The organism is Pseudomonas sp. URMO17WK12:I7, from assembly GCF_003269045.1.
Lineage (GTDB): Bacteria > Pseudomonadota > Gammaproteobacteria > Pseudomonadales > Pseudomonadaceae > Aquipseudomonas > Aquipseudomonas putida_J.
This window is the reverse complement of record NZ_QLTL01000005.1, coordinates 140,643-158,695: the sequence shown is the minus strand read 5'-3', so window position 1 is coordinate 158,695 and position 18,053 is coordinate 140,643. Positions and strand designations below refer to the sequence as shown.

Sequence of the window (18,053 nt, the reverse complement as noted above, 5' to 3'; positions counted from 1 at the left end):
TCGCTGGTCATGTGCACAGTAACCTGTGCACCATGGCGCGCGTGCAATCCACAACAGGGGAAATCCCATTTATGCAACGTTTTCTTAGCATCGCACTGGCGCTCTGCGTTGGCCTGACGCTGAGCCTGGACGCCAACGCCAAGCGCTTCGGCGGCGGCAAGAGCTCGGGCGCCGCGCCTATCCACCAGACCCGCCAGGCTACGCCAACCACGCCTGCTGCCGCGCCGACCGCTCCTGGCCGCGCCCCGGCCGCCGCCAGCGGTGCTTCGCGCTGGCTGGGCCCGCTGGCAGGCCTCGCCGCCGGTGGCCTGCTGGCTTCCATGTTCATGGGTGACGGCTTCCAGGGCATGCAGATCATGGACTTCCTGATCATGGGCCTGATCGCCTTCCTGGTGTTCCGCTTCATTGCCGCACGCCGTCGTCAGCAGCAGCCACAAGTGGCCGCTCCAGGCCACGCACCGTTCCAGCGTGAAGCGCATGGCCAGCCTGCCCAGCCATCGATCTTCGGTGGTTCGGCCGCCCCTGCCGCTGCCGCCGCTCCGGCCATCAACGCACCGGCCTGGTTCAATGAGCAGAGCTTCCTTGCTGCGGCCCGTAGCCACTTCCAGTCGCTGCAGCAGCACTGGGATGCCAACGAGATGGACAAGATCGCCGAGTTCGTCACCCCGCAGATGCTCGAGTTCCTCAAACGCGAGCGCGCTGACCTGGGTGATGGCTTCCAGTCCACCTACATCGATGACCTTGATGTGCAACTGGACGGTGTCGACGATCGCGCCGACCGCACCGACGCCACCCTGACCTTCCGTGGCGTGTCGAAGACCTCGCGCTTCGACCAGGGCGAAGCCTTCAGCGAAAGCTGGCACATGGTTCGCGCCCAGGGCGAGAACCAGCCTTGGCTGGTCGCCGGTATCCGTCAAAACGGTTAACCGCCGCACGTTGCACAAAAAACCCTGGGCCTGTCCCGGGGTTTTTGCTTTTGCCAGAGCGGGCTACTAGGGTATAACGCGCAGCGTTGTCATCAAGGTCAGAGGATGTAAACCGTGGAAGAAGTGATTGAACAACTCCGTGAAGCCAATGAACCCGTGCCGGTGCCGCTGGAGCTTCCCGACGAAGACCAACTGGTCGAGATCGAAGAACAGCTGTTCATCAACATTCCGTTCGTGTTCAAAGAGTTTCTGCTGACCGTCAGCGATGTGGTGTACGGCTCGCTGGAACCGGTAACCTGCACCGATCCGCAATCCCACACCTACCTGCCCGACGTCGCTGCCAACGCCTGGGATGCCGGTGTTCCACGTGACCTGATTCCACTGTGCGAAGACGGCAACAACTACTACTGCGTCGAAGAAGACGGCACCGTGGTGTTGTGGGAAGGCGACGAAGAGGCCGTTGCCGAGGAAAGCTGGGAGTCGGTGTGGCACTGGGCACGGGACGTGTGGCTGGAGAGCTGACACACAGGTAAAGCCACGGCTTAGTGCCATCAGTTGAGGTAAAATCGCCAGGCTTTCAGCGCCTGGCGACATCGTTACCGCTCAATCCCCTCGGACGACGGTGAAATCTTGCGCAGAGGGCATGCCCTCAGTGCGTATGATCGCGACTGTTCTCCAGCGTCTCCAGCAAGGCGATCTGCATCCGTGAATGCACGCGGATAAACCAGCGCCACAGCAACGACACCACCACCGCCGCGACCACAGCTATCACCAGCAACAGTTCGCTGGTCGGCAGAATGCTTGCCGACAATGCCGACAGCAGCAGAAAGATCACCAGCAGCGACAGCAGCGGAATCACTTCGGCAACTACGCGACGCACGCGCTGGGTGTGCCGCCCGGCCATTTCTGGCTTCACTCCCATTTCTGCCAACAGCATCGACAGCGCCTTGAGCTTGCGATAAGCGGCAATCAGAAACGGCAGCGACAGCAGTAGCGCCGCGCCCCAGATCAGCGCCTTCTGCTGGCTGACATCAGTCACCCACTCGGTGAGCCAAGCGCCGATGCGCCCGGCGAAATATCCGCCACTGAAGAAGATCGCGATCACCAACGCCAGATTGACGCCGACCTGCAGCAGGATGCGCCTGATCATCGCTGCCAGCATGGCGCTTTCACCTTGCGGCTGAATGTTGCGCAACCATTCCCCATAAAGTGACAGCACCCGCGCCAGTCGCCGTGGCACGACGTTGCCAAGCTTCTGCGACAGCGGATCGGCGGCGCGAATCAGGTAAGGCGTCAGCAGCGTGGTGATGGCCGACACCGCCACAGCCACCGGGTAGAGGAAGTCGCTGGTGACCTGTAAGGTCATACCCAGGGCCGCGATGATGAAGGAGAATTCGCCAATCTGCGAAAGACCCATGCCCACTCGCAGCGAGGTACGGCCATCGTTGCCAGCAATGAATGCGCCCATGCCGCACGACAGCATCTTGCCCAGCACCACCGCCAAGGTGATGACCACGATCGGCCAGGCATAGTCCACCAGCACCTGCGGATCAATCATCAGGCCGATGGCAACGAAGAAGATCGCGCTGAACAGGTCGCGCACGGGCTCGATCAGGCGTTCGATCTTCAGCAACTGGCGCGACTCGGCCATGATTGCACCGATCAGGAAGGCCCCCAGCACCATGCTGTATTCCAGCTTGACTACCAGCAGGCAGAAGCCGAAGCACAGCCCCAGTACGGTAATCAGCAACATCTCGTTGCTTTCGAATTTCGCGACGTAGGCCAGTAGCCGCGGCACCAGCAGGATACCGATGACCAGCGCGACGATCATGAACAACGACAGCTTGCCGACCGTCGAGAACACTTCGCCGGAACTGACCGAGCCACTGACGGCGATGCCCGATAGCAAGGCGATGATGCCGATGCCGAGGATGTCCTCGACGATCAGCACGCCGAAGATCAGCTGGGCGAAGCGCTCGTTCTTCATCTTCAGGTCGTTCAGTGCCTTGACGATGATGGTGGTCGAGGAAATCGCCAGGATCGCGCCAAGGAACAGCGCGTCCATCGTATTCCAGCCGAACCAGCGGCCGATCTCGAAACCGATCCAGATCATCAGGACGATTTCCAGGAACGCCGCGATGAATGCCGTGGCACCCACCTTGAACAGCTTGCGCAGGCTGAACTCCAGGCCCAGGCAGAACATCAGGAAAATCACCCCCAGCTCGGCCAGGGTCTTGATCGTGTCTTCATCGTGGATCAGGCCGAACGGGGGGGTATGCGGGCCGATGATGAAACCCGCAACGATGTAACCCAGCACCACGGGCTGCTTCAGGCGATGAAAGAGAATCGTCACCACACCGGCGACCAGCATGATCACTGCCAGGTCCTGGATGAAGCTGATGGCATGCATGGCGCGATACTCCTTTTCGACTTTGCTGGATGCCCGGGCAGACCGCTCCTCTGCCAAGGCCAAGCCGAGCGAGCAGCAAGTACATACTGTATTGAATGCAGGAAAGCCCATGTTGCATGGGCGTACTCAGGGTAACATCGCACCCCGCCGCAAAAAGCCGGTGCAATATGTAGAAACAGATCGGCCGATCAGCCACCTCTGATGACGCGATCGGCGTGACGATGGAGCGTCCGGCAACGTCCCGTAACAGGAAGGCAAACCTTCAAGAGGGGAACCAGAAGTGTCAGAAGATACCCGCCCCGATTCAGCGCAACCTCACCGTGAGCACACTATGGAACCTGGAAACGCCCAGCTGAGCATGACCGTCCTGATGACCCCGGACATGGCCAACTTTTCTGGCAACGTGCACGGCGGCACCTTGCTCAAGTACCTCGACGAAGTGGCCTATGCCTGCGCCAGCCGCTACGCCGGCAGCTATGTGGTGACCCTGTCGGTCGACCAGGTGATCTTCCGCGAGCCGGTGCACGTCGGCGAGCTTGTGACCTTCCTCGCCTCGGTCAACTACACCGGCAACACGTCGATGGAAGTGGGCATCAAGGTGGTCACCGAGAACATCCGCGAGCGCTCGGTACGCCACTCCAACAGCTGCTTCTTCACCATGGTGGCGGTCGATGACAACCGCCGCCCCGTGCCGGTGCCACCACTTCAGCCGCACTCCAGCGAAGAAAAACGTCGCTTCCTGCAGGGCCAGCAGCGTCGCCAGATCCGCCAGGAACTGGAAAAGCGCTACCAGGACCTGAAAACCGACGGGATCTAGAACGCCGGACGCTGCGCCTCGAAGCGCACGCGCGGGTGGGCGATGCGATCCTGGGCCCGCACCAGCTGCAGTTCGTAGCTGGCGCAGGCCTGAGTTTCCAGCAGCACCTCATGCACGGCCGCCGCAGTGAACTCAAAGGCCTGCTGCCAGTTGTCTCCCAGCAGTACCCGGGCCAGGAACAACCCCGAAGTCAGATCGCCCACGCCAACCGGTTGCCGCGGGAAGGCCAGCAAGGGCCGGCGCAGGTGCCAACTTTCTTCGCGGGTCACCAGCAACATTTCGAACATGTCTTCAGTACGCCCCGGATACGCCAGGTGCTTGACCAGTACCACGTGCGGGCCGCGCTCGAGCAAGCTGCGCGCCATGTTCACGCAGTCTTCGAGGGATTGCACACGACGGCCGCAGAAGCTGTCGAGTTCCAGCTGGTTGGGGCAGAGGATATCCGCCTTGGCCACTGCTTCATCGAGCAGAAATTCACTGACCTCCTGCGGAACGATACAGCCCTTCTCCGCATGGCCCATGACGGGGTCGCACAGGTACAGCGCCTTCGGGTTTACAGCCTTGATCCGCTCGACGCCAGCGAGGATCGCCCGGCCCTGTTCGGCACTGCCCAGGTAACCGGAAAGCACCGCATCACAGTGACCCAACTCGCCGATGTTGGAAATGCCTTCCACCAACGCAGGAATTTGCGCTGGAGCGAGCACTTCACCCGCCCACTGGCCATACTGAGTGTGATTGGAAAACTGTACTGTATTGAGGGGCCAGACATTGATCCCGATACGCTGCATGGGGAACACCGCAGCGCTGTTGCCGGCGTGGCCAAACACCACGTGGGACTGGATGGCGAGCAGATGCGGGGTACGTTTCATGCGGGCGGTTTCCAAAGCAGTTTCAAGGATTGTGCAGCGCGCAGTATGTACTCGATTGCCACCTGTACGACAGGCCAGGGACGCAGTTAAGCTGGTTCGACTTGTTTGGAGCATACGTAAATGTTGACCCTGGAGAATCTCTTCGTCCTGATGTTGCTGGCCACGGCAGGCGCTTGGTTATGGCACAACCATGGGCTGCGCGAGAAAGCCCTGGAGCGGGTCAAACAGCACTGCGCCAAACTCGATCTGGAGCTGCTGGATGACGCCGTTGCGCTCAAACGCATCGCGTTCATCCGCGATGCCAATGGCAGGAAGCGCCTGGCCCGGGTCTACGCCTTCGAGTTCACCGTGACCGGCGAACAGCGCCACCCCGGCACCGTGACCCAGTTCGGCGCCCACAGCGTACAGATCGAACTGGCACCCTACCCGTTCGAGATCAAGACGCCGCCACGGGCTGACAATGTGATCGAGATGCAGCAGTGGCGCCAGGAACACAATCGCTGGCGCAACTGAACCCTGGCTGATCGCTTGTAGGAGCGGCCTTGTGTCGCGAAAGGGCTGCGCAGCAGCCCCCAAAGTTCAGCACAAACGCATAAATTGCTGGGGCTGCTGTGCAGCCCTTTCGCGGCACAAGGCCGCTCCTACACGATCAGGCATTTCGCCAGGGCCGTCTGCAACAGCGGCGCTGGCTGAGCCTGCTCGAAAATCAGCTCGATGCGCGAGTCCTTGCGCCAGTCACTCGGCTGCCACTGCGGCAAGTCACCTTCCAGTCCATTTAATGACTGCCATCCATCAGTGCTGTGGATAACTCCCTTGGCACGCCGCCATGGCCAGGCTGCGAGAAACGCCCGCAAGCGCTGTGGGTCGAATCGCTGACTAGGATGCCAGCGCCAGCCGATGCTCCAACCACCCTCGCCCTCCTGCGCCGAACAAATTGGCAAAGACGGATCTATCCACAGGGCTGCAGGCGCTGTGGATAGACGTGCCCCAGGCAAATTATTCACAGAACCGTCACCCTTTTGACTTGTGGATGAAACAGGGAGCATTTCGAGATCGACCAAGCCCTGCAAGGTCCAAACCTTGTGGATATTTAAAAAATCTTTATTTATCAACAACTTGATATCTTCATCCACAGCGTCGGCTTTGTTTAGCAGAATCAGCGCCGCCACCTGCAAGGCCTGCTGTTGAGCCTCCGGCAGAGGCTCACCTCGCGCCAGTGCCAGAGCATCCAGCACCATCACCAACGGCTGCACCGCCAGTACCCCAGCCCAGGGAGCCAGACCCAGCTGGTTCAACAACTGTAAAGGATGACCCAGCCCGGAAGGCTCGATGAACAGCCGGTCTGGCCGGGCCTTGCGCAGCAGGCGGCCAAGACCAACCTGGAACGGTGTGCCATTCACGCAGCACAGGCAGCCTCCGGCCACCTCGCCGATGACAATACCGTCTTCGTCTCGGCTCATTAGTGCCGCATCGAGGCCGATCTGGCCAAACTCGTTGACCAGCACAGCCCAGCGTTCGCTAACCGGGCGCTGGGCCATCAGCTGGCGAATCAGGCTGGTCTTGCCTGCACCCAAAGGGCCGGCGATGACGTGGGTAGGGATGTTCTGCAGCATGCCAGGACTTCTAAGCGGAGTTCCCCCCACTATGCCCCGTCATGCCAGCCAGTCAAGGCTGAGCAACAGACGCCGCTGTTCACTGGCAGGTGAGCGGTGGATAAGTCCCGCCCCTTCATTGCCCAACCATTTTTCCCCTTTCAGAACAGCCACCTCACCTGGTTTCAGGCTGCGGATGTTATCCACAGGAGCCGCCGCCAGATGCAAGCCGACCCGCTCAACTACGCCTTCTTCCAGCCATTCGCTACCAGGTCCGACGTAGGTGGTCAGCAGACGCAAGGGCACGTTATCCACATGAAAGCGCGGGCACATGGCGCCTTGCAGCACCCTTAGCCGCAACCCCACCCGCCGTGCGCCGAGCAAACAGGTATAAGCCGAGACCAGCCATTTCACATCGGCGACAAAGCCCTCGTAACCCTGCAGGTCGGCAGCCTCCTGCAGCAAGCCAGGCAATTGCGGTGGCTCGTGCTCGTTCACATCAAGCACACGCTGGTCAGCCAGAGACTGGCCAAGGCTGACCGCCAAGCTAGCAAAGTCTTCAATCTGTGCTGGCAAACGGCGCTGCCAGACGGCGAGGTTCACGCCATCCTGGAAGATCTCGGTGAGTACCTTGGGTGCCTCCCCAAAGGCCTGGCGAATATCCACAGGCCGCAGCGCCGGGTTCATGCTGCTTCCTCGCCATGCCAGGGGCCGAACGGATCCGGCAAACGAAGCCAGGCCATCGGGCCGAGCGCCATTTCCTCATCCTTCAACAGGCAGGCATCCAGGTCTGTGGATAACTGCGTGAAATCGATGTTCTGCCCGATGAACACCAGCTCCTGCCGGCAGTCACCCGTTTCGGCATGCCAATGCTTGAGGATGTCCGCAATGCTCTGCTCATCTTGCGGCCAATGCTCACGTGGCACAAAACGCCACCAGCGCCCGGCCAGGCCATGGCGCATCATGCCACCGGCCTGCGACCAGCTGCCGGCTTCCTGGAATTTGCTGGCCAGCCAGAAAAAGCCCTTGGAGCGTAGAAGCCGACCATTACTCCAGGAGTTGTGGATAAAGTCGAAGAAGCGTTGTGGATGCAGGGGCCGGCGGGCTTCCCAGGTGGTCGCCGCAATGCCGTACTCCTCGGTTTCCGGGATGTGCTCGCCGCGCAATTCCTGCAGCCAGCCCGGCGCCTGCGCAGCCTGGTCGAAGTCGAACAGCCCGGTGTCGAGAATCCGCGCCAGCGGCACCTGGCCCATGACCATCGGCACAATCTGCGCGCGGGCGTTGAGGCTGCGCAGAATGGCGGTAAGTTCTTCACGCTCGTGCTGGCTGATCAGGTCGATCTTGCTCAGCAACAGCACATCGGCGAACTCGACCTGTTCGATCAACAGGTCGCTGATGGATCGCTCATCTTCTTCACCCAGCGTCTCGCCACGGCTGGCCAGGCTGTCGGCTTCCTGATAATCGCGCAGGAAGTTCAAGCCATCGACCACGGTGACCATGGTGTCCAGGCGCGCCATGTCGGACAGGCTACGGCCTTGCTCATCGCGGAAGGTGAAGGTCTCGGCGACGGGCAGCGGCTCCGAGATGCCGGTGGACTCGATCAATAAATAGTCGAAGCGGCCTTCCTCGGCGAGCCGCGCGACTTCCTCCAGCAGGTCCTCACGCAGGGTGCAGCAGATGCAGCCGTTGCTCATTTCGACCAGTTTTTCCTCGGCACGGTTGAGGCTGACGTTGCGCTGCACTTCACTGGCATCGATGTTGATTTCACTCATGTCGTTGACGATCACCGCGACCCGAAGGTTGTCGCGATTTCGCAGCACATGGTTAAGCAAGGTGCTCTTTCCGGCCCCCAGGAAGCCGGAAAGCACGGTGACAGGGAGGCGATTGGACATGGTGAAACCTCTTCAGGCGGACGCACTCGAAACGATGCATTGCATAATGTTATAAAGTAACAATACAATTTCGCCAAGTCGTACTCGTCGGATGCGTGCTTCGGAGATGGAAATGAGCCTGTCACCTGCTGCCCTGTTGCTGCTGCTTTTCGCGCCTGTACCTGCCTTGGCACTGGCGCAAAGCAACTCGCTGGCACTGTGCACCCGCAGTGCAACGCTACTCGCCTGCCAGGACGGCAACGGCAGTTACTACAGCGTGCGCACAGAAGGCAGCCATTTCTACTTGCGCGGCTTCGACACGACGACACGCCGGCTTTGGTCGCAGACCAACAGCCGCTACGGCACGCTGACGTTTTTCACGGGGTTGGCCAGCGATGGTGAAGCCTGGTTCGGCTACAGCCGCCGTGTGGGTTGGACCACCCTGAATCGCGTTTCCAGCTCCAGCGGCCAGCGCTTCAATTTGCATTGCAGCCTGGTCGGCGGATGTCGCTGACCCTATTGCCTGGTATCCCGCATGACTATCCTGACGACGCTTCCGGACATTGCCACACAGCCGCAAGAGCACACTGCCCCGCTTGATTGGGTCGGCATGTGCGGTATCGCCTTGCCCATCCAGCTCGACGGCGGTCATGTATCGGCCATGGCCGATGCCGGTGTCAGCTTGATGGATGGCACTGCGCGGGGCATTCACATGTCTCGCCTTTACCTCGCGCTGGAATCGCTTGAACAACAACCTTTGACGCCTTTGGCCATCCGCCGTCTGCTGGCAGACTTTCTCGCCAGCCACGAGGGGCTTTCCAATGCAGCCTATCTCAACCTGGCTTTCGATCACCTGCTCAAACGATCCGCGTTGATCAGCCCACTCGCCGGCTGGAAGCGCTACCCGATTACCCTCGAAGCCAAGATCGAAAATGAAATGTTCCACGTGGAACTTTCAGTTAGCGTGCCCTATTCCTCAACCTGCCCCTGCTCGGCAGCGCTGGCCAGGCAACTGATTCAACAGCAATTCGAGACCGATTTCGCAGAGCAGCAGTTGGAGCGCAGTGCGGTTCTGGAATGGTTGGGCAGCAGTCAAGGCATCGTCGCAACCCCCCACAGCCAGCGCAGCCAGGCGCAGATCAACGTGCGCCTGCAGAACAACCTGGCGGCTATACCGATTACCGAACTGATCGACCGGATTGAGGACAGCCTGGGTACGGCCGTGCAGACCGCCGTAAAACGTGCGGACGAACAGGCGTTCGCTTTGGCCAACGGGCAAAACCTGATGTTCTGTGAAGACGCCGCTCGACGCCTGCATGAGTCGCTACGACGCTTGGAGTGGGCGAGCGCTTTCAAGCTACGCGTGGAACATGCAGAAAGCCTGCATGCCCACGATGCTGTAGCCTGTAGCCAGTGGCAGTGGTGAAAGTCAGGTCCGGGGTTTGACTGTTCCACAGTCGTTGCCAAGCCATACGGCCCGGGTGTTCATGCTGCCTTGCTGCTGAACGCCTGAGGCATTGAAAGTGCCGTTGACCTGAGTGGTGAATTCCTTGTCGCTGAGGAAAGTCGCCTGGCCGGTACCCTGGGCTTTCGGGCAGCTGAATTGAAATTTCCAGACATTGCCAGTGCGGTCGGTGATCTTCTGCGTACAGCCGGACTTAGGATCCTGCAATGGAATGTCATTGGTCTGCACCTGTTCAGGCGTCAGGCACGACCGCACTCCGTTGCCGCCGATGGTAACGCCCTGCTTGGCCAACACACCTTCCATCATGGCCCGCTGTTCCGGCGGCAGGTTCTTCAACTGCCCAAGCATGAACTGCATATCAGGTAACGGCTTGCCATCGACCTGCATGTTGCTGGTAGTCAGCTCCCACAGGCCTGGTTGCAACATCTGCGCGTGCACCAGTGGGCTGCTCAGGCCCAAGGTCAGAGCCAACAGTGGCAGACGAATCTTCATGAACGGACGCTCCTCGAAAAGCCGGCCAACTGGCCGGGCTCAGCCTTAGACGCCAAATCCGCTTTCAGGTTGCAAGGCGGACCTGGAACGTGTTCTGTTATCCGCTGTGTATTCGGCAAGCAGGATGCGTATGGATTACCACAGCCCCTACTTCTTCGGCTACGTGCTCGGCCTGATTCACTTGCTTGGCATGATCGCCGCGTTGCATGCAGTGTTCACCGTGCGTACCGCTCAAGGCGCAATCGCCTGGGCCATGTCGCTGTTCTTCATCCCTTACTTCACGCTGATTCCCTACCTGGTTTTTGGTGCGCGCTCCTTCTACGCCTACATCCAGGCCCGACGCCAGGCCAACCAAGAGATGCACGTGGCCATGGCCAACCTCAACTGGCGGCCCTGGGTAGAGGAAGCCCTTACCGCCAGAGAGTCGGAAAGCTACGCCGCCTTGCGTGCCATGCCGAAACTCGGACGAATGCCTTGCCTGGCCAATAACCAAGTGAAGCTGCTGATCAATGGCAAAGCCACCTTTGACGCGATCTTCGCCGCTATCGAGCAGGCACGCGAAGCCGTGCTGGTGCAGTTCTTCATCATCCATGACGACCACCTTGGCAAGGCCCTTCAGCAACTGCTACTGCGCAAGGCCGCCGAGGGGGTGAAAGTCTTCGTGCTGTATGACCGGGTTGGCAGCCACGCCTTGCCCGCCAGCTACAGCCAGGTGCTGCGTGATGGTGGAGTGCAGATCCACGCCTTTGCCACCCGCCGCGGGTGGTTCAATCGCTTCCAGGTCAACTTCCGCAACCACCGCAAGATCGTCGTGGTCGATGGCCTGCTCGGCTTCATCGGCGGGCACAACGTGGGTGACGAGTACCTTGGCAAGAATCCACTTCTGTCACCCTGGCGCGATACCCACGTGCAGATCGGCGGGCCGGTACTGGCCTGCCTGCAAGAGTCATTCGCCGAAGACTGGTACTGGGCCACGCGCCAGCTGCCGCCTTTGATCCTGCCGGACACCTACCCCGACAATGGCGTACTTTGCCAAGCCCTTGCCAGTGGCCCGGCAGACCCGCAGGAAACCTGTTCGCTGTTCTTCATCGAAGCCATCCAGTCGGCGACCAGGCGGGTATGGATCACCAGCCCTTACTTCATTCCGGATGAAGCGGTGTTCGCCGCCTTGCGCCTGGCTGTGCTGCGCGGGGTGGATGTACGTGTGCTGATCCCATCTCGTCCCGATCACAGGATTGTCTATGCAGCCTCAAGCCTGTTTGCTTTCGAGGCGGTTCGGGCGGGGGTGCGCATGTTCCGCTACCAGCCCGGCTTCCTGCACCAGAAGGTGGTGCTGGTGGATGACGAGGTCAGTGCCATCGGCAGCGCCAATCTGGACAACCGCTCGTTCCGGCTCAATTTCGAGATTACCTTGCTGACGGTGGATCGCCTGTTCGCCGACCAAGTGGAGGCTATGTTGCTGGACGACTTCGAGCAGGCCCGCGAGATCACCGCCGAGGATAGCCGCGATACCCACCGTGTTCAGCAACTGGGGATGCGTATAGCACGGCTGATTTCCCCCATTCTTTGAATGACAAAGGGGCCGCCTTTGCGGCCCCTTTGTCCTTCGCAGAACGCTCAACGGTAAAGGTCTTCCCGCGTCCAGGGCAGATCATGATGCCCATCGGCATATGGCTTCACCGCCAGGATCTGATGCAGGTTGATCCAGCCCTTCTGGAACGCATAGGCACAACCGGCCAGGTACAAGCGCCAGATTCGCAGGGTCTTTTCCGGCACCAGCGCCGCCGCCTTGTGCAACTGGTTCTCCAGGTTCTCGCTCCAGTGATGCAGCGTCTTGGCGTAGTGCAGGCGCAGGCTCTCGACGTCTACCACCTCCAGCCCCGCCTCACAGATGCTCGCGCTGATCATCGACAGGTGCGGCAGCTCACCATGGGGGAACACGTAACGGTCGATGAACTCACCTGCCCCGCGCCCGACCGGGCGGCCATCGACATGCTTGGCAGTAATCCCGTGGTTCATGACCACGCCACCTTCGCGCACTGCGCCAAACAGTTTCTGGCAATACAGCGGCAGGTTGGCGTGGCCGACGTGTTCGAACATGCCGACGCTGACGACCTTGTCGAAGCGGCCATCCTGAGGCAGGTCGCGGTAGTCGAGAATCTGCAGGTCGACCTTGTCAGCCAGACCCTCTGCCTTGACCCGCGCGCGCCCGAGCTTGAGCTGCTCCTTGCTCAGGGTGATGCCGAATACCTTGGCGCCATATTCGCGCGCAGCGAACCGCGACAACCCACCCCAGCCACAGCCCACATCGAGCAGGTAATCACCCGCATCCAGGCGCAGCTTGCGGCACAAGTGATCGAACTTGTCCTGTTGAGCTTGATCCAGGGTGTTGTCCGGCTCACGGAAGTAGGCACAGGAATAGGCCATGTCCTGGTCGAGCCAGAGTTGATAGAACTCGTTGGAGACATCGTAGTGGTAGGAAATGGCTTCGGCGTCTGTGCTCTTGTCATGGGACAGACGCGGGGGCGGGGCATCCTCCTCGTCGGTCAGCAACGCTTCGCTGAGCTCGTCGCATACGCGGATGGCTTCACCGATATCACCTTCCAGTTCCAGCTTGCCCTCCACGAATGCAGTACCAAGCTGGTCCATGCTTGGGTGAGTCAGCTGGCTTATCAGCTGTGGCTCCTTGACCAGAATGGTGACCTGCGGGCTTGGGCCCAGATCGAACTGGTTACCGTCCCACAGTTTAAGCCGCAGCGGCAGATGCAGGCTTTGCAGTGCCGGTGGAAGTTGAGCAAGCATGAACACTCCTCCTATCCCTATAAGGCGACGACGCCTGATATTTCGAACGTCGCCGGAACAGAGTAGTTCATTGGTGGGATGTTTCCTCTAAACGAGACCAAGGTCTAGAACCAACCGATCTGATCAAAGCATCGGATTGTATACAATCTGCCCTTCTCAGCTTAACCTTATGCCCCTCTCGCGCTTCCTCATCTGGAGTACAAAACCCATGAAATCCTATGACGTGGTGATCATCGGCGGCGGCCCTGGCGGCTACAACGCAGCGATCCGCGCCGGCCAACTTGGCCTGAGCGTGGCCTGCGTGGAAGGCCGCTCGACCCTCGGCGGCACCTGCCTGAACGTTGGTTGCATGCCGTCCAAAGCGTTGCTGCACGCCTCCGAGCTCTATGAAGCCGCCCGCGGCGAGGAGTTCGCCCACCTCGGCATCGAAGTGAAGCCGACGCTCAACCTCGCCCAGATGATGAAACAGAAGGACGAGAGCGTGACCGGCCTGACCAAAGGCATCGAGTACCTGTTCCGCAAGAACAAGGTCGACTGGGTAAAAGGTTGGGGCCGCCTGGATGGCGTCGGCAAGGTCATCGTAAAGGCTGAAGATGGCAGCGAGACCGCGCTGCAGGCCAAGGACATCGTCATCGCCACCGGTTCCGAGCCCACTCCCCTGCCCGGCGTGACCATCGACAATCAGCGCATCATCGACTCCACTGGTGCCTTGGCACTACCACAGGTGCCCAAGCACCTGGTGGTGATCGGGGCGGGTGTCATCGGCCTCGAGCTGGGCTCGGTATGGCGTCGGCTGGGTGCACAGGTCACCGTCATCGAGTACCTCGACCGCATCTGCCCAGGCACCGATGAAGAAACTGCCAAGACCCTGCAAAAAGCCTTGGCCAAGCAAGGCATGGCATTCAAGCTCGGCAGCAAGGTGACCCAGGCTAAGACTGAAACCGACGGTGTCAGCCTGACGCTCGAGCCGGCCGCAGGCGGCGCCGCAGAAACCCTGCAGGCAGACTACGTGCTGGTCGCCATCGGTCGCCGCCCCTATACCAAGGGCCTGAACTTGGAAAGCGTGGGCCTGGAAACTGACAAGCGCGGCATGCTGAGCAACGAGCACCATCGCACTTCGGTCCCCGGCGTGTGGGTGATCGGCGACGTCACCTCCGGTCCGATGCTGGCGCACAAGGCTGAGGACGAAGCGGTTGCCTGCATCGAACGCATCGCCGGCAAGCCGCATGAAGTGAACTACAACCTGATCCCCGGCGTGATCTACACCCGCCCGGAACTGGCTACCGTCGGCAAGACCGAAGAGCAACTGAAGGCCGAAGGCCGCGCCTACAAGGTTGGCAAGTTCCCCTTCACCGCCAACAGCCGCGCCAAGATCAACCACGAGACCGAAGGCTTCGCCAAGGTCATCGCCGATGCCAACACCGATGAGGTGCTCGGCGTGCACCTGGTTGGCCCGAGTGTCAGCGAGATGATCGGCGAGTTCTGCGTGGCCATGGAGTTCGCCGCCTCGGCTGAAGACATCGCCTTGATCTGCCACCCGCACCCAACCCGATCCGAAGCCTTGCGCCAGGCAGCGATGAACGTGCACGGCATGGCCATGCAGATCTGACCTTCTGGCTCCGCCGGTTTTTTCGAAATACCATTGATGCACGCTTTCGATCAAACCAGCGGAGCCACCGGTTGAGCATCAACTTCGATCTTAATGACCTGCAAGCCTTCCGCGCCGTCGTCGAGCAAGGCAGTTTCCGCCGCGCCGCCGACACCATTCGCATCACCCAGTCGGCGCTGAGCCGGCGTATCGAAAAACTTGAGTCGGCACTGGGCGTGAAGCTGCTCGAACGCACCACGCGCAAGGTGTCGCTGACCAATGTCGGGCGGGCGTTCCTGCCCCAGGTCGAGCGGCTGCTGGACGACCTGGACCTGGCGCTGCTCAGCGTCGGCGATGGTGGCTCGCTGCGCACCGGTACCCTGACCATCGCCTGCGTGCCATCTGCCGCCTATTACTTCATGCCCCATGCAATCCGTGCCTTCCATGCGCAGTACCCGAAAGTCCGGATCAACCTGTACGACGCCTCTGCCAACGAAGTCAGTGCCGCCGTGGCCTCTGGCGAAGCGGACTTCGGCCTGAGTTTCACAGGCAACCTCGCACCAGAAATCGAATTCAGCGACTTGCTAGAGGAGCGCTACGTCATTGCCTGCCGCCAGGACCATCCGCTGGCCAAGCTGGACGAGGTAACCTGGGCACAAGCCTACGAACATGACTACATCAGCCTGGGCAAATCGTCAGGCAACCGTCTGGTATTGGATAGGGCGTTGGCCGGGATGCCGGTCAGCAAGGAGAGTGTTTGCGAAGCCAGGCATGTAACCACCCTGCTTGGCCTGATAGAAGCGGGCCTCGGCATTGCGGCGGTGCCCTCGATCGCGCTGCCGATGACACCGCATCCGATCCTCGCCAGCGTTGCACTGGTGGAACCTGAGGTCAGCCGCAAGATGGGCCTGCTCAAGCGCCGCGGCCGCACGCTGACGCCTGCGGCGCTTGAGATGGTCAGGTTGATTCGGGAACTGCCCGGTGTATTACCGGGCGACTGAATCCAGCCCGGTGGCACGCACGGCAGGCTGCACGTCGGGCGAAGCGAGGTACTTCAGCAACTGCTTCGCCTCGGCCGGGTGCTCGGCGGTTTTCGGGATGCCGGCGGCAAAACGGGTCACCGACTGCAGGCTCTCCGGAATCTTGCCAACGTATGTGACACCCGGCACTGGCAGCAGCTCGGCCACCTGCTGGAAGCCAAGCTGATAGGTGCCCTTGGCAACCTGCGAGGCCACCGGAATGCGCTCTACCATGGTGCTCTTGCCGACGAGCTGGTCCTGGATACCCAGCTTCTTGTACAGCTCCTTCTCGATGTATACACCGCTGGCGCTGTCCGAGTAGGCCACCGACCGGGCCGCCAGCAACGTCTGCTTCAATTCGTCAGCAGTGCCGATTGCGGGCTTGGCCTGCCCTTCCTTGACCACCAGCCCGATACGCGAGTCTGCCAGTTCGACCCGCGATTCCGGGTCGACCTTGCCCTGACGAATCAGCTCGTCCAGCGCATAGCCGACCATGATGACCACATCGGCATGCTCGCCCCGAGCCAGGCGGTTGGGTATCGCCTCAGGTGCCTTGCCCATGGAGGGGCCCAGCACGGTGACCAGCGTATCGCCGCTCTGAGCCGCAAACTGCGGCCCCAACTGTTTATAGGCGGCAGTGAAACCGCCCGAAGTCATAACCGTCAGTTCGGCAGCCTGGGCAAGGCTGCAACCAGCGAGCAAGGTAGCGGCCAATAATACTTTCAACGAAGCCTTCATGCGGCCACCACTGCGCGGTGGGCCACGCGACGGTAGAACATCCAGGTGGCCACGAATGCACAGAGCGCGGCGAACATCATCCAGTAGGCCGGAGCGGCCTTGTCGTTGGTGACGTGGATCATCCAGGTCGAGATGGCCGGGGTGAAACCGCCGAACAAGGCGGTCGCCAGGCTATAGGCCAGGGAGAAACCTGCCACACGGACTTCCACCGGCATGATTTCAGTCAGCGCCGGGATCATCGCACCGTTGTACATGCCGTACAGGAACGAGAACCACAGCAGCACTTCCAGCATGTGGCCAAAGGTAGGCGATTGAGCCAGATAGGTCAGCGCCGGGTAAGCGGTGATCAAGGTCAGCAGCGACATGGCCAGCAGCAGCGGCTTGCGCCCGAGGCGGTCGCTGAGAGCGCCGCCGATAGGCAGCCAGATGAAGTTCGACACCGCGGTCAGCAAGGTCACCAGCAGCGCATCGCCGGTACTCAGTTGCAGTACGGTCTTGCCGAAGGTCGGTGCATACACCGTGATCATGTAGAAGGCGGTGGTGGTCATGGCCACCATCAGCATGCCGAACAGCACCACTGCGGAGTTCGCGGCAAGCGTGGTCAACACCTGTTTCATGGTCGGACGATGCTCGCGAGCGGCGAACTCCTCGGTCTCCTGCAGGCTGCGCCGCAGCAGGAAGATCACCGGGATGATCATGCAGCCCACAGCAAATGGCACACGCCAGCCCCATTGGGCGATTTCGGCGGCAGTCAACCATTCATTCAGAGCAAAGCCCAGCGCTGCGGCGACGACGATCGCCACCTGCTGGCTGGCGGACTGCCAGCTGGCATAGAAGCCCTTGTGTCCGGGCGTTGCCATTTCCGCCAGATATACCGACACGCCACCCAACTCGGCACCGGCCGAGAACCCTTGCAGCAAGCGCCCGATCAGCACCAGCGCCGGGGCCAATAGCCCGATGCTGGCGTAGCCGGGCACCAGCACGATCAGCAAGGTACCGCTGGCCATGATCGCCAGGGTGACGATCAGCCCTTTGCGCCGGCCCACGTCATCAATGTAGGCACCCAGGATCACCGCACCCAGCGGGCGCATGAGGAAGCCTGCACCGAACACGGCGAAGGTCATCATCAACGAGGCGAATTCATTGGAGGCAGGGAAGAAGGCCCCCGCGATGTGCGTGGCATAGAAGCCGAACAGGAAGAAGTCGAACTGTTCGAGGAAGTTTCCGGACGTTACCCGGAAGACCATTCCGGCCTTGGACTTGCCCTCGGGCGCCGAGCTTGATGGCAGACTCATGGTGGATCTCCAGCGTTTCTTAATAATTGTAAGTGCTTATTTCCAGCATGATCGTCGAAAGCGTCGCTTGGGATAATCGTTCATTTTTCATTAATTGATGCGCTGATGAGATCAATGAGGCCCGTGCTCCGTTTTCCCGAGCAGTGGATGCGCACTAGTAAGCGCAAAA

18 protein-coding genes are annotated in these 18,053 nt (G+C 60.6%); 9 read left to right on the top strand and 9 right to left on the bottom strand.

The annotated features are described in order from the left end of the window. Positions 1-71 precede the first annotated feature (71 nt). Both H040_RS08530 and H040_RS08525 read left to right on the top strand, forming a co-directional pair. A complete protein-coding gene (locus H040_RS08530) occupies positions 72-926 on the top strand; it encodes a Tim44 domain-containing protein (RefSeq protein ID WP_027917083.1) in 855 nt (284 codons plus the stop codon). Between the two features lie 114 nt (positions 927-1,040). Then, entirely contained in the window at positions 1,041-1,448 is a 408-nt protein-coding gene (locus H040_RS08525; RefSeq protein WP_027917084.1) for an SMI1/KNR4 family protein, read from the top strand. A gap of 127 nt (positions 1,449-1,575) precedes the next feature. On the opposite strand, the gene H040_RS08520 is transcribed toward H040_RS08525, so the two are convergent. Beyond that, positions 1,576-3,336, bottom strand: coding sequence for a cation:proton antiporter (locus H040_RS08520; protein ID WP_027917085.1), 1,761 nt, complete (start codon positions 3,334-3,336; stop codon positions 1,576-1,578). Between the two features lie 331 nt (positions 3,337-3,667). On the opposite strand from H040_RS08520, the gene H040_RS08515 reads away from it, so the two are divergent. Further along, positions 3,668-4,153, top strand: coding sequence for an acyl-CoA thioesterase (locus H040_RS08515; protein WP_027917086.1), 486 nt, complete (start codon positions 3,668-3,670; stop codon positions 4,151-4,153). On the opposite strand, the gene pdxY is transcribed toward H040_RS08515, so the two are convergent. Then, on the bottom strand, positions 4,150-5,022 hold the full coding sequence (gene pdxY, locus H040_RS08510) for a pyridoxal kinase PdxY (RefSeq protein ID WP_027917087.1): 873 nt from the start codon (positions 5,020-5,022) through the stop codon (positions 4,150-4,152). The two genes, H040_RS08515 and pdxY, sit on opposite strands and share 4 nt — an antisense overlap. Before the next feature lie 120 nt (positions 5,023-5,142). Between pdxY and H040_RS08505 the strand changes: the two genes are divergently transcribed. Further along, positions 5,143-5,535 carry a DUF3301 domain-containing protein gene (locus H040_RS08505; protein ID WP_027917088.1) on the top strand — a complete coding sequence of 131 codons (393 nt, stop codon included), beginning with the start codon at positions 5,143-5,145 and terminating at the stop codon, positions 5,533-5,535. A gap of 128 nt (positions 5,536-5,663) precedes the next feature. Here H040_RS08505 and H040_RS08500 read toward each other — a convergent pair whose 3' ends face one another. The 3 genes from H040_RS08500 to zigA are packed head-to-tail and all read right to left on the bottom strand — an operon-like array spanning position 5,664 to position 8,506. Further along, positions 5,664-6,635, bottom strand: a complete 972-nt coding sequence (locus tag H040_RS08500) for a CobW family GTP-binding protein (protein WP_027917089.1) — start codon at positions 6,633-6,635, stop codon at positions 5,664-5,666. Between the two features lie 39 nt (positions 6,636-6,674). Beyond that, a complete protein-coding gene (locus tag H040_RS08495; protein ID WP_027917090.1) occupies positions 6,675-7,301 on the bottom strand; it encodes a DUF1826 domain-containing protein in 627 nt (208 codons plus the stop codon). Continuing rightward, positions 7,298-8,506 (bottom strand): zinc metallochaperone GTPase ZigA, encoded by a 1,209-nt coding sequence (zigA, locus tag H040_RS08490; protein ID WP_027917091.1) that lies wholly within the window; start codon positions 8,504-8,506, stop codon positions 7,298-7,300. Before zigA ends, H040_RS08495 begins: the two co-directional genes overlap by 4 nt. 112 nt (positions 8,507-8,618) lie before the next feature. Here zigA and H040_RS08485 point away from each other — a divergent pair, with 112 nt between their 5' ends. Further along, a complete protein-coding gene (locus H040_RS08485) occupies positions 8,619-8,999 on the top strand; it encodes a hypothetical protein (RefSeq protein WP_027917092.1) in 381 nt (126 codons plus the stop codon). A 21-nt stretch (positions 9,000-9,020) separates the two neighbouring features. Next, positions 9,021-9,911 carry a GTP cyclohydrolase FolE2 gene (folE2, locus tag H040_RS08480; RefSeq protein WP_027917093.1) on the top strand — a complete coding sequence of 297 codons (891 nt, stop codon included), beginning with the start codon at positions 9,021-9,023 and terminating at the stop codon, positions 9,909-9,911. A 3-nt stretch (positions 9,912-9,914) separates the two neighbouring features. Here folE2 and H040_RS08475 read toward each other — a convergent pair whose 3' ends face one another. Then, positions 9,915-10,442, bottom strand: coding sequence for a DUF3617 domain-containing protein (locus tag H040_RS08475; RefSeq protein ID WP_027917094.1), 528 nt, complete (start codon positions 10,440-10,442; stop codon positions 9,915-9,917). A gap of 130 nt (positions 10,443-10,572) precedes the next feature. Here H040_RS08475 and cls point away from each other — a divergent pair, with 130 nt between their 5' ends. Beyond that, positions 10,573-12,012 carry a cardiolipin synthase gene (cls, locus tag H040_RS08470; protein WP_027917095.1) on the top strand — a complete coding sequence of 480 codons (1,440 nt, stop codon included), beginning with the start codon at positions 10,573-10,575 and terminating at the stop codon, positions 12,010-12,012. Positions 12,013-12,059: 47 nt separating this feature from the next. On the opposite strand, the gene cfaB is transcribed toward cls, so the two are convergent. Further along, complete coding sequence (gene cfaB, locus H040_RS08465; RefSeq protein WP_027917096.1) at positions 12,060-13,244, bottom strand: C17 cyclopropane fatty acid synthase CfaB; 1,185 nt, start codon at positions 13,242-13,244, stop codon at positions 12,060-12,062. Between the two features lie 208 nt (positions 13,245-13,452). Here cfaB and lpdA point away from each other — a divergent pair, with 208 nt between their 5' ends. Together lpdA and H040_RS08455 are read left to right on the top strand one after the other, a co-directional pair. Then, a complete protein-coding gene (gene lpdA, locus H040_RS08460; RefSeq protein ID WP_027917097.1) occupies positions 13,453-14,853 on the top strand; it encodes a dihydrolipoyl dehydrogenase in 1,401 nt (466 codons plus the stop codon). 71 nt (positions 14,854-14,924) lie between these two features. Further along, positions 14,925-15,833 (top strand): LysR family transcriptional regulator, encoded by a 909-nt coding sequence (locus H040_RS08455; protein WP_027917098.1) that lies wholly within the window; start codon positions 14,925-14,927, stop codon positions 15,831-15,833. Here the strand turns inward: H040_RS08455 and H040_RS08450 are convergent. Both H040_RS08450 and H040_RS08445 read right to left on the bottom strand, forming a co-directional pair. Continuing rightward, positions 15,819-16,589 (bottom strand): substrate-binding domain-containing protein, encoded by a 771-nt coding sequence (locus tag H040_RS08450; protein ID WP_027917099.1) that lies wholly within the window; start codon positions 16,587-16,589, stop codon positions 15,819-15,821. The genes H040_RS08455 and H040_RS08450 overlap by 15 nt on opposite strands. Beyond that, positions 16,586-17,884 carry an MFS transporter gene (locus H040_RS08445; protein WP_033695931.1) on the bottom strand — a complete coding sequence of 433 codons (1,299 nt, stop codon included), beginning with the start codon at positions 17,882-17,884 and terminating at the stop codon, positions 16,586-16,588. Before H040_RS08445 ends, H040_RS08450 begins: the two co-directional genes overlap by 4 nt. Between the last annotated feature and the right edge of the window lie 169 nt (positions 17,885-18,053).

Bases quoted from the DNA above. Each gene is read 5' to 3' on its own strand.
- H040_RS08530 (WP_027917083.1), top strand. From the start codon at position 72: ATGCAACGTTTTCTTAGCATCGCACTGGCGCTCTGCGTTGGCCTGACG.
- H040_RS08520 (WP_027917085.1), bottom strand. From the start codon at position 3,336: ATGCATGCCATCAGCTTCATCCAGGACCTGGCAGTGATCATGCTGGTC.
- H040_RS08515 (WP_027917086.1), top strand. From the start codon at position 3,668: ATGGAACCTGGAAACGCCCAGCTGAGCATGACCGTCCTGATGACCCCG.
- pdxY (WP_027917087.1), bottom strand. From the start codon at position 5,022: ATGAAACGTACCCCGCATCTGCTCGCCATCCAGTCCCACGTGGTGTTT.
- H040_RS08505 (WP_027917088.1), top strand. From the start codon at position 5,143: ATGTTGACCCTGGAGAATCTCTTCGTCCTGATGTTGCTGGCCACGGCA.
- H040_RS08500 (WP_027917089.1), bottom strand. From the start codon at position 6,635: ATGCTGCAGAACATCCCTACCCACGTCATCGCCGGCCCTTTGGGTGCA.
- H040_RS08495 (WP_027917090.1), bottom strand. From the start codon at position 7,301: ATGAACCCGGCGCTGCGGCCTGTGGATATTCGCCAGGCCTTTGGGGAG.
- zigA (WP_027917091.1), bottom strand. From the start codon at position 8,506: ATGTCCAATCGCCTCCCTGTCACCGTGCTTTCCGGCTTCCTGGGGGCC.
- H040_RS08485 (WP_027917092.1), top strand. From the start codon at position 8,619: ATGAGCCTGTCACCTGCTGCCCTGTTGCTGCTGCTTTTCGCGCCTGTA.
- folE2 (WP_027917093.1), top strand. From the start codon at position 9,021: ATGACTATCCTGACGACGCTTCCGGACATTGCCACACAGCCGCAAGAG.
- H040_RS08475 (WP_027917094.1), bottom strand. From the start codon at position 10,442: ATGAAGATTCGTCTGCCACTGTTGGCTCTGACCTTGGGCCTGAGCAGC.
- cls (WP_027917095.1), top strand. From the start codon at position 10,573: ATGGATTACCACAGCCCCTACTTCTTCGGCTACGTGCTCGGCCTGATT.
- cfaB (WP_027917096.1), bottom strand. From the start codon at position 13,244: ATGCTTGCTCAACTTCCACCGGCACTGCAAAGCCTGCATCTGCCGCTG.
- lpdA (WP_027917097.1), top strand. From the start codon at position 13,453: ATGAAATCCTATGACGTGGTGATCATCGGCGGCGGCCCTGGCGGCTAC.
- H040_RS08450 (WP_027917099.1), bottom strand. From the start codon at position 16,589: ATGAAGGCTTCGTTGAAAGTATTATTGGCCGCTACCTTGCTCGCTGGT.
- H040_RS08445 (WP_033695931.1), bottom strand. From the start codon at position 17,884: ATGAGTCTGCCATCAAGCTCGGCGCCCGAGGGCAAGTCCAAGGCCGGA.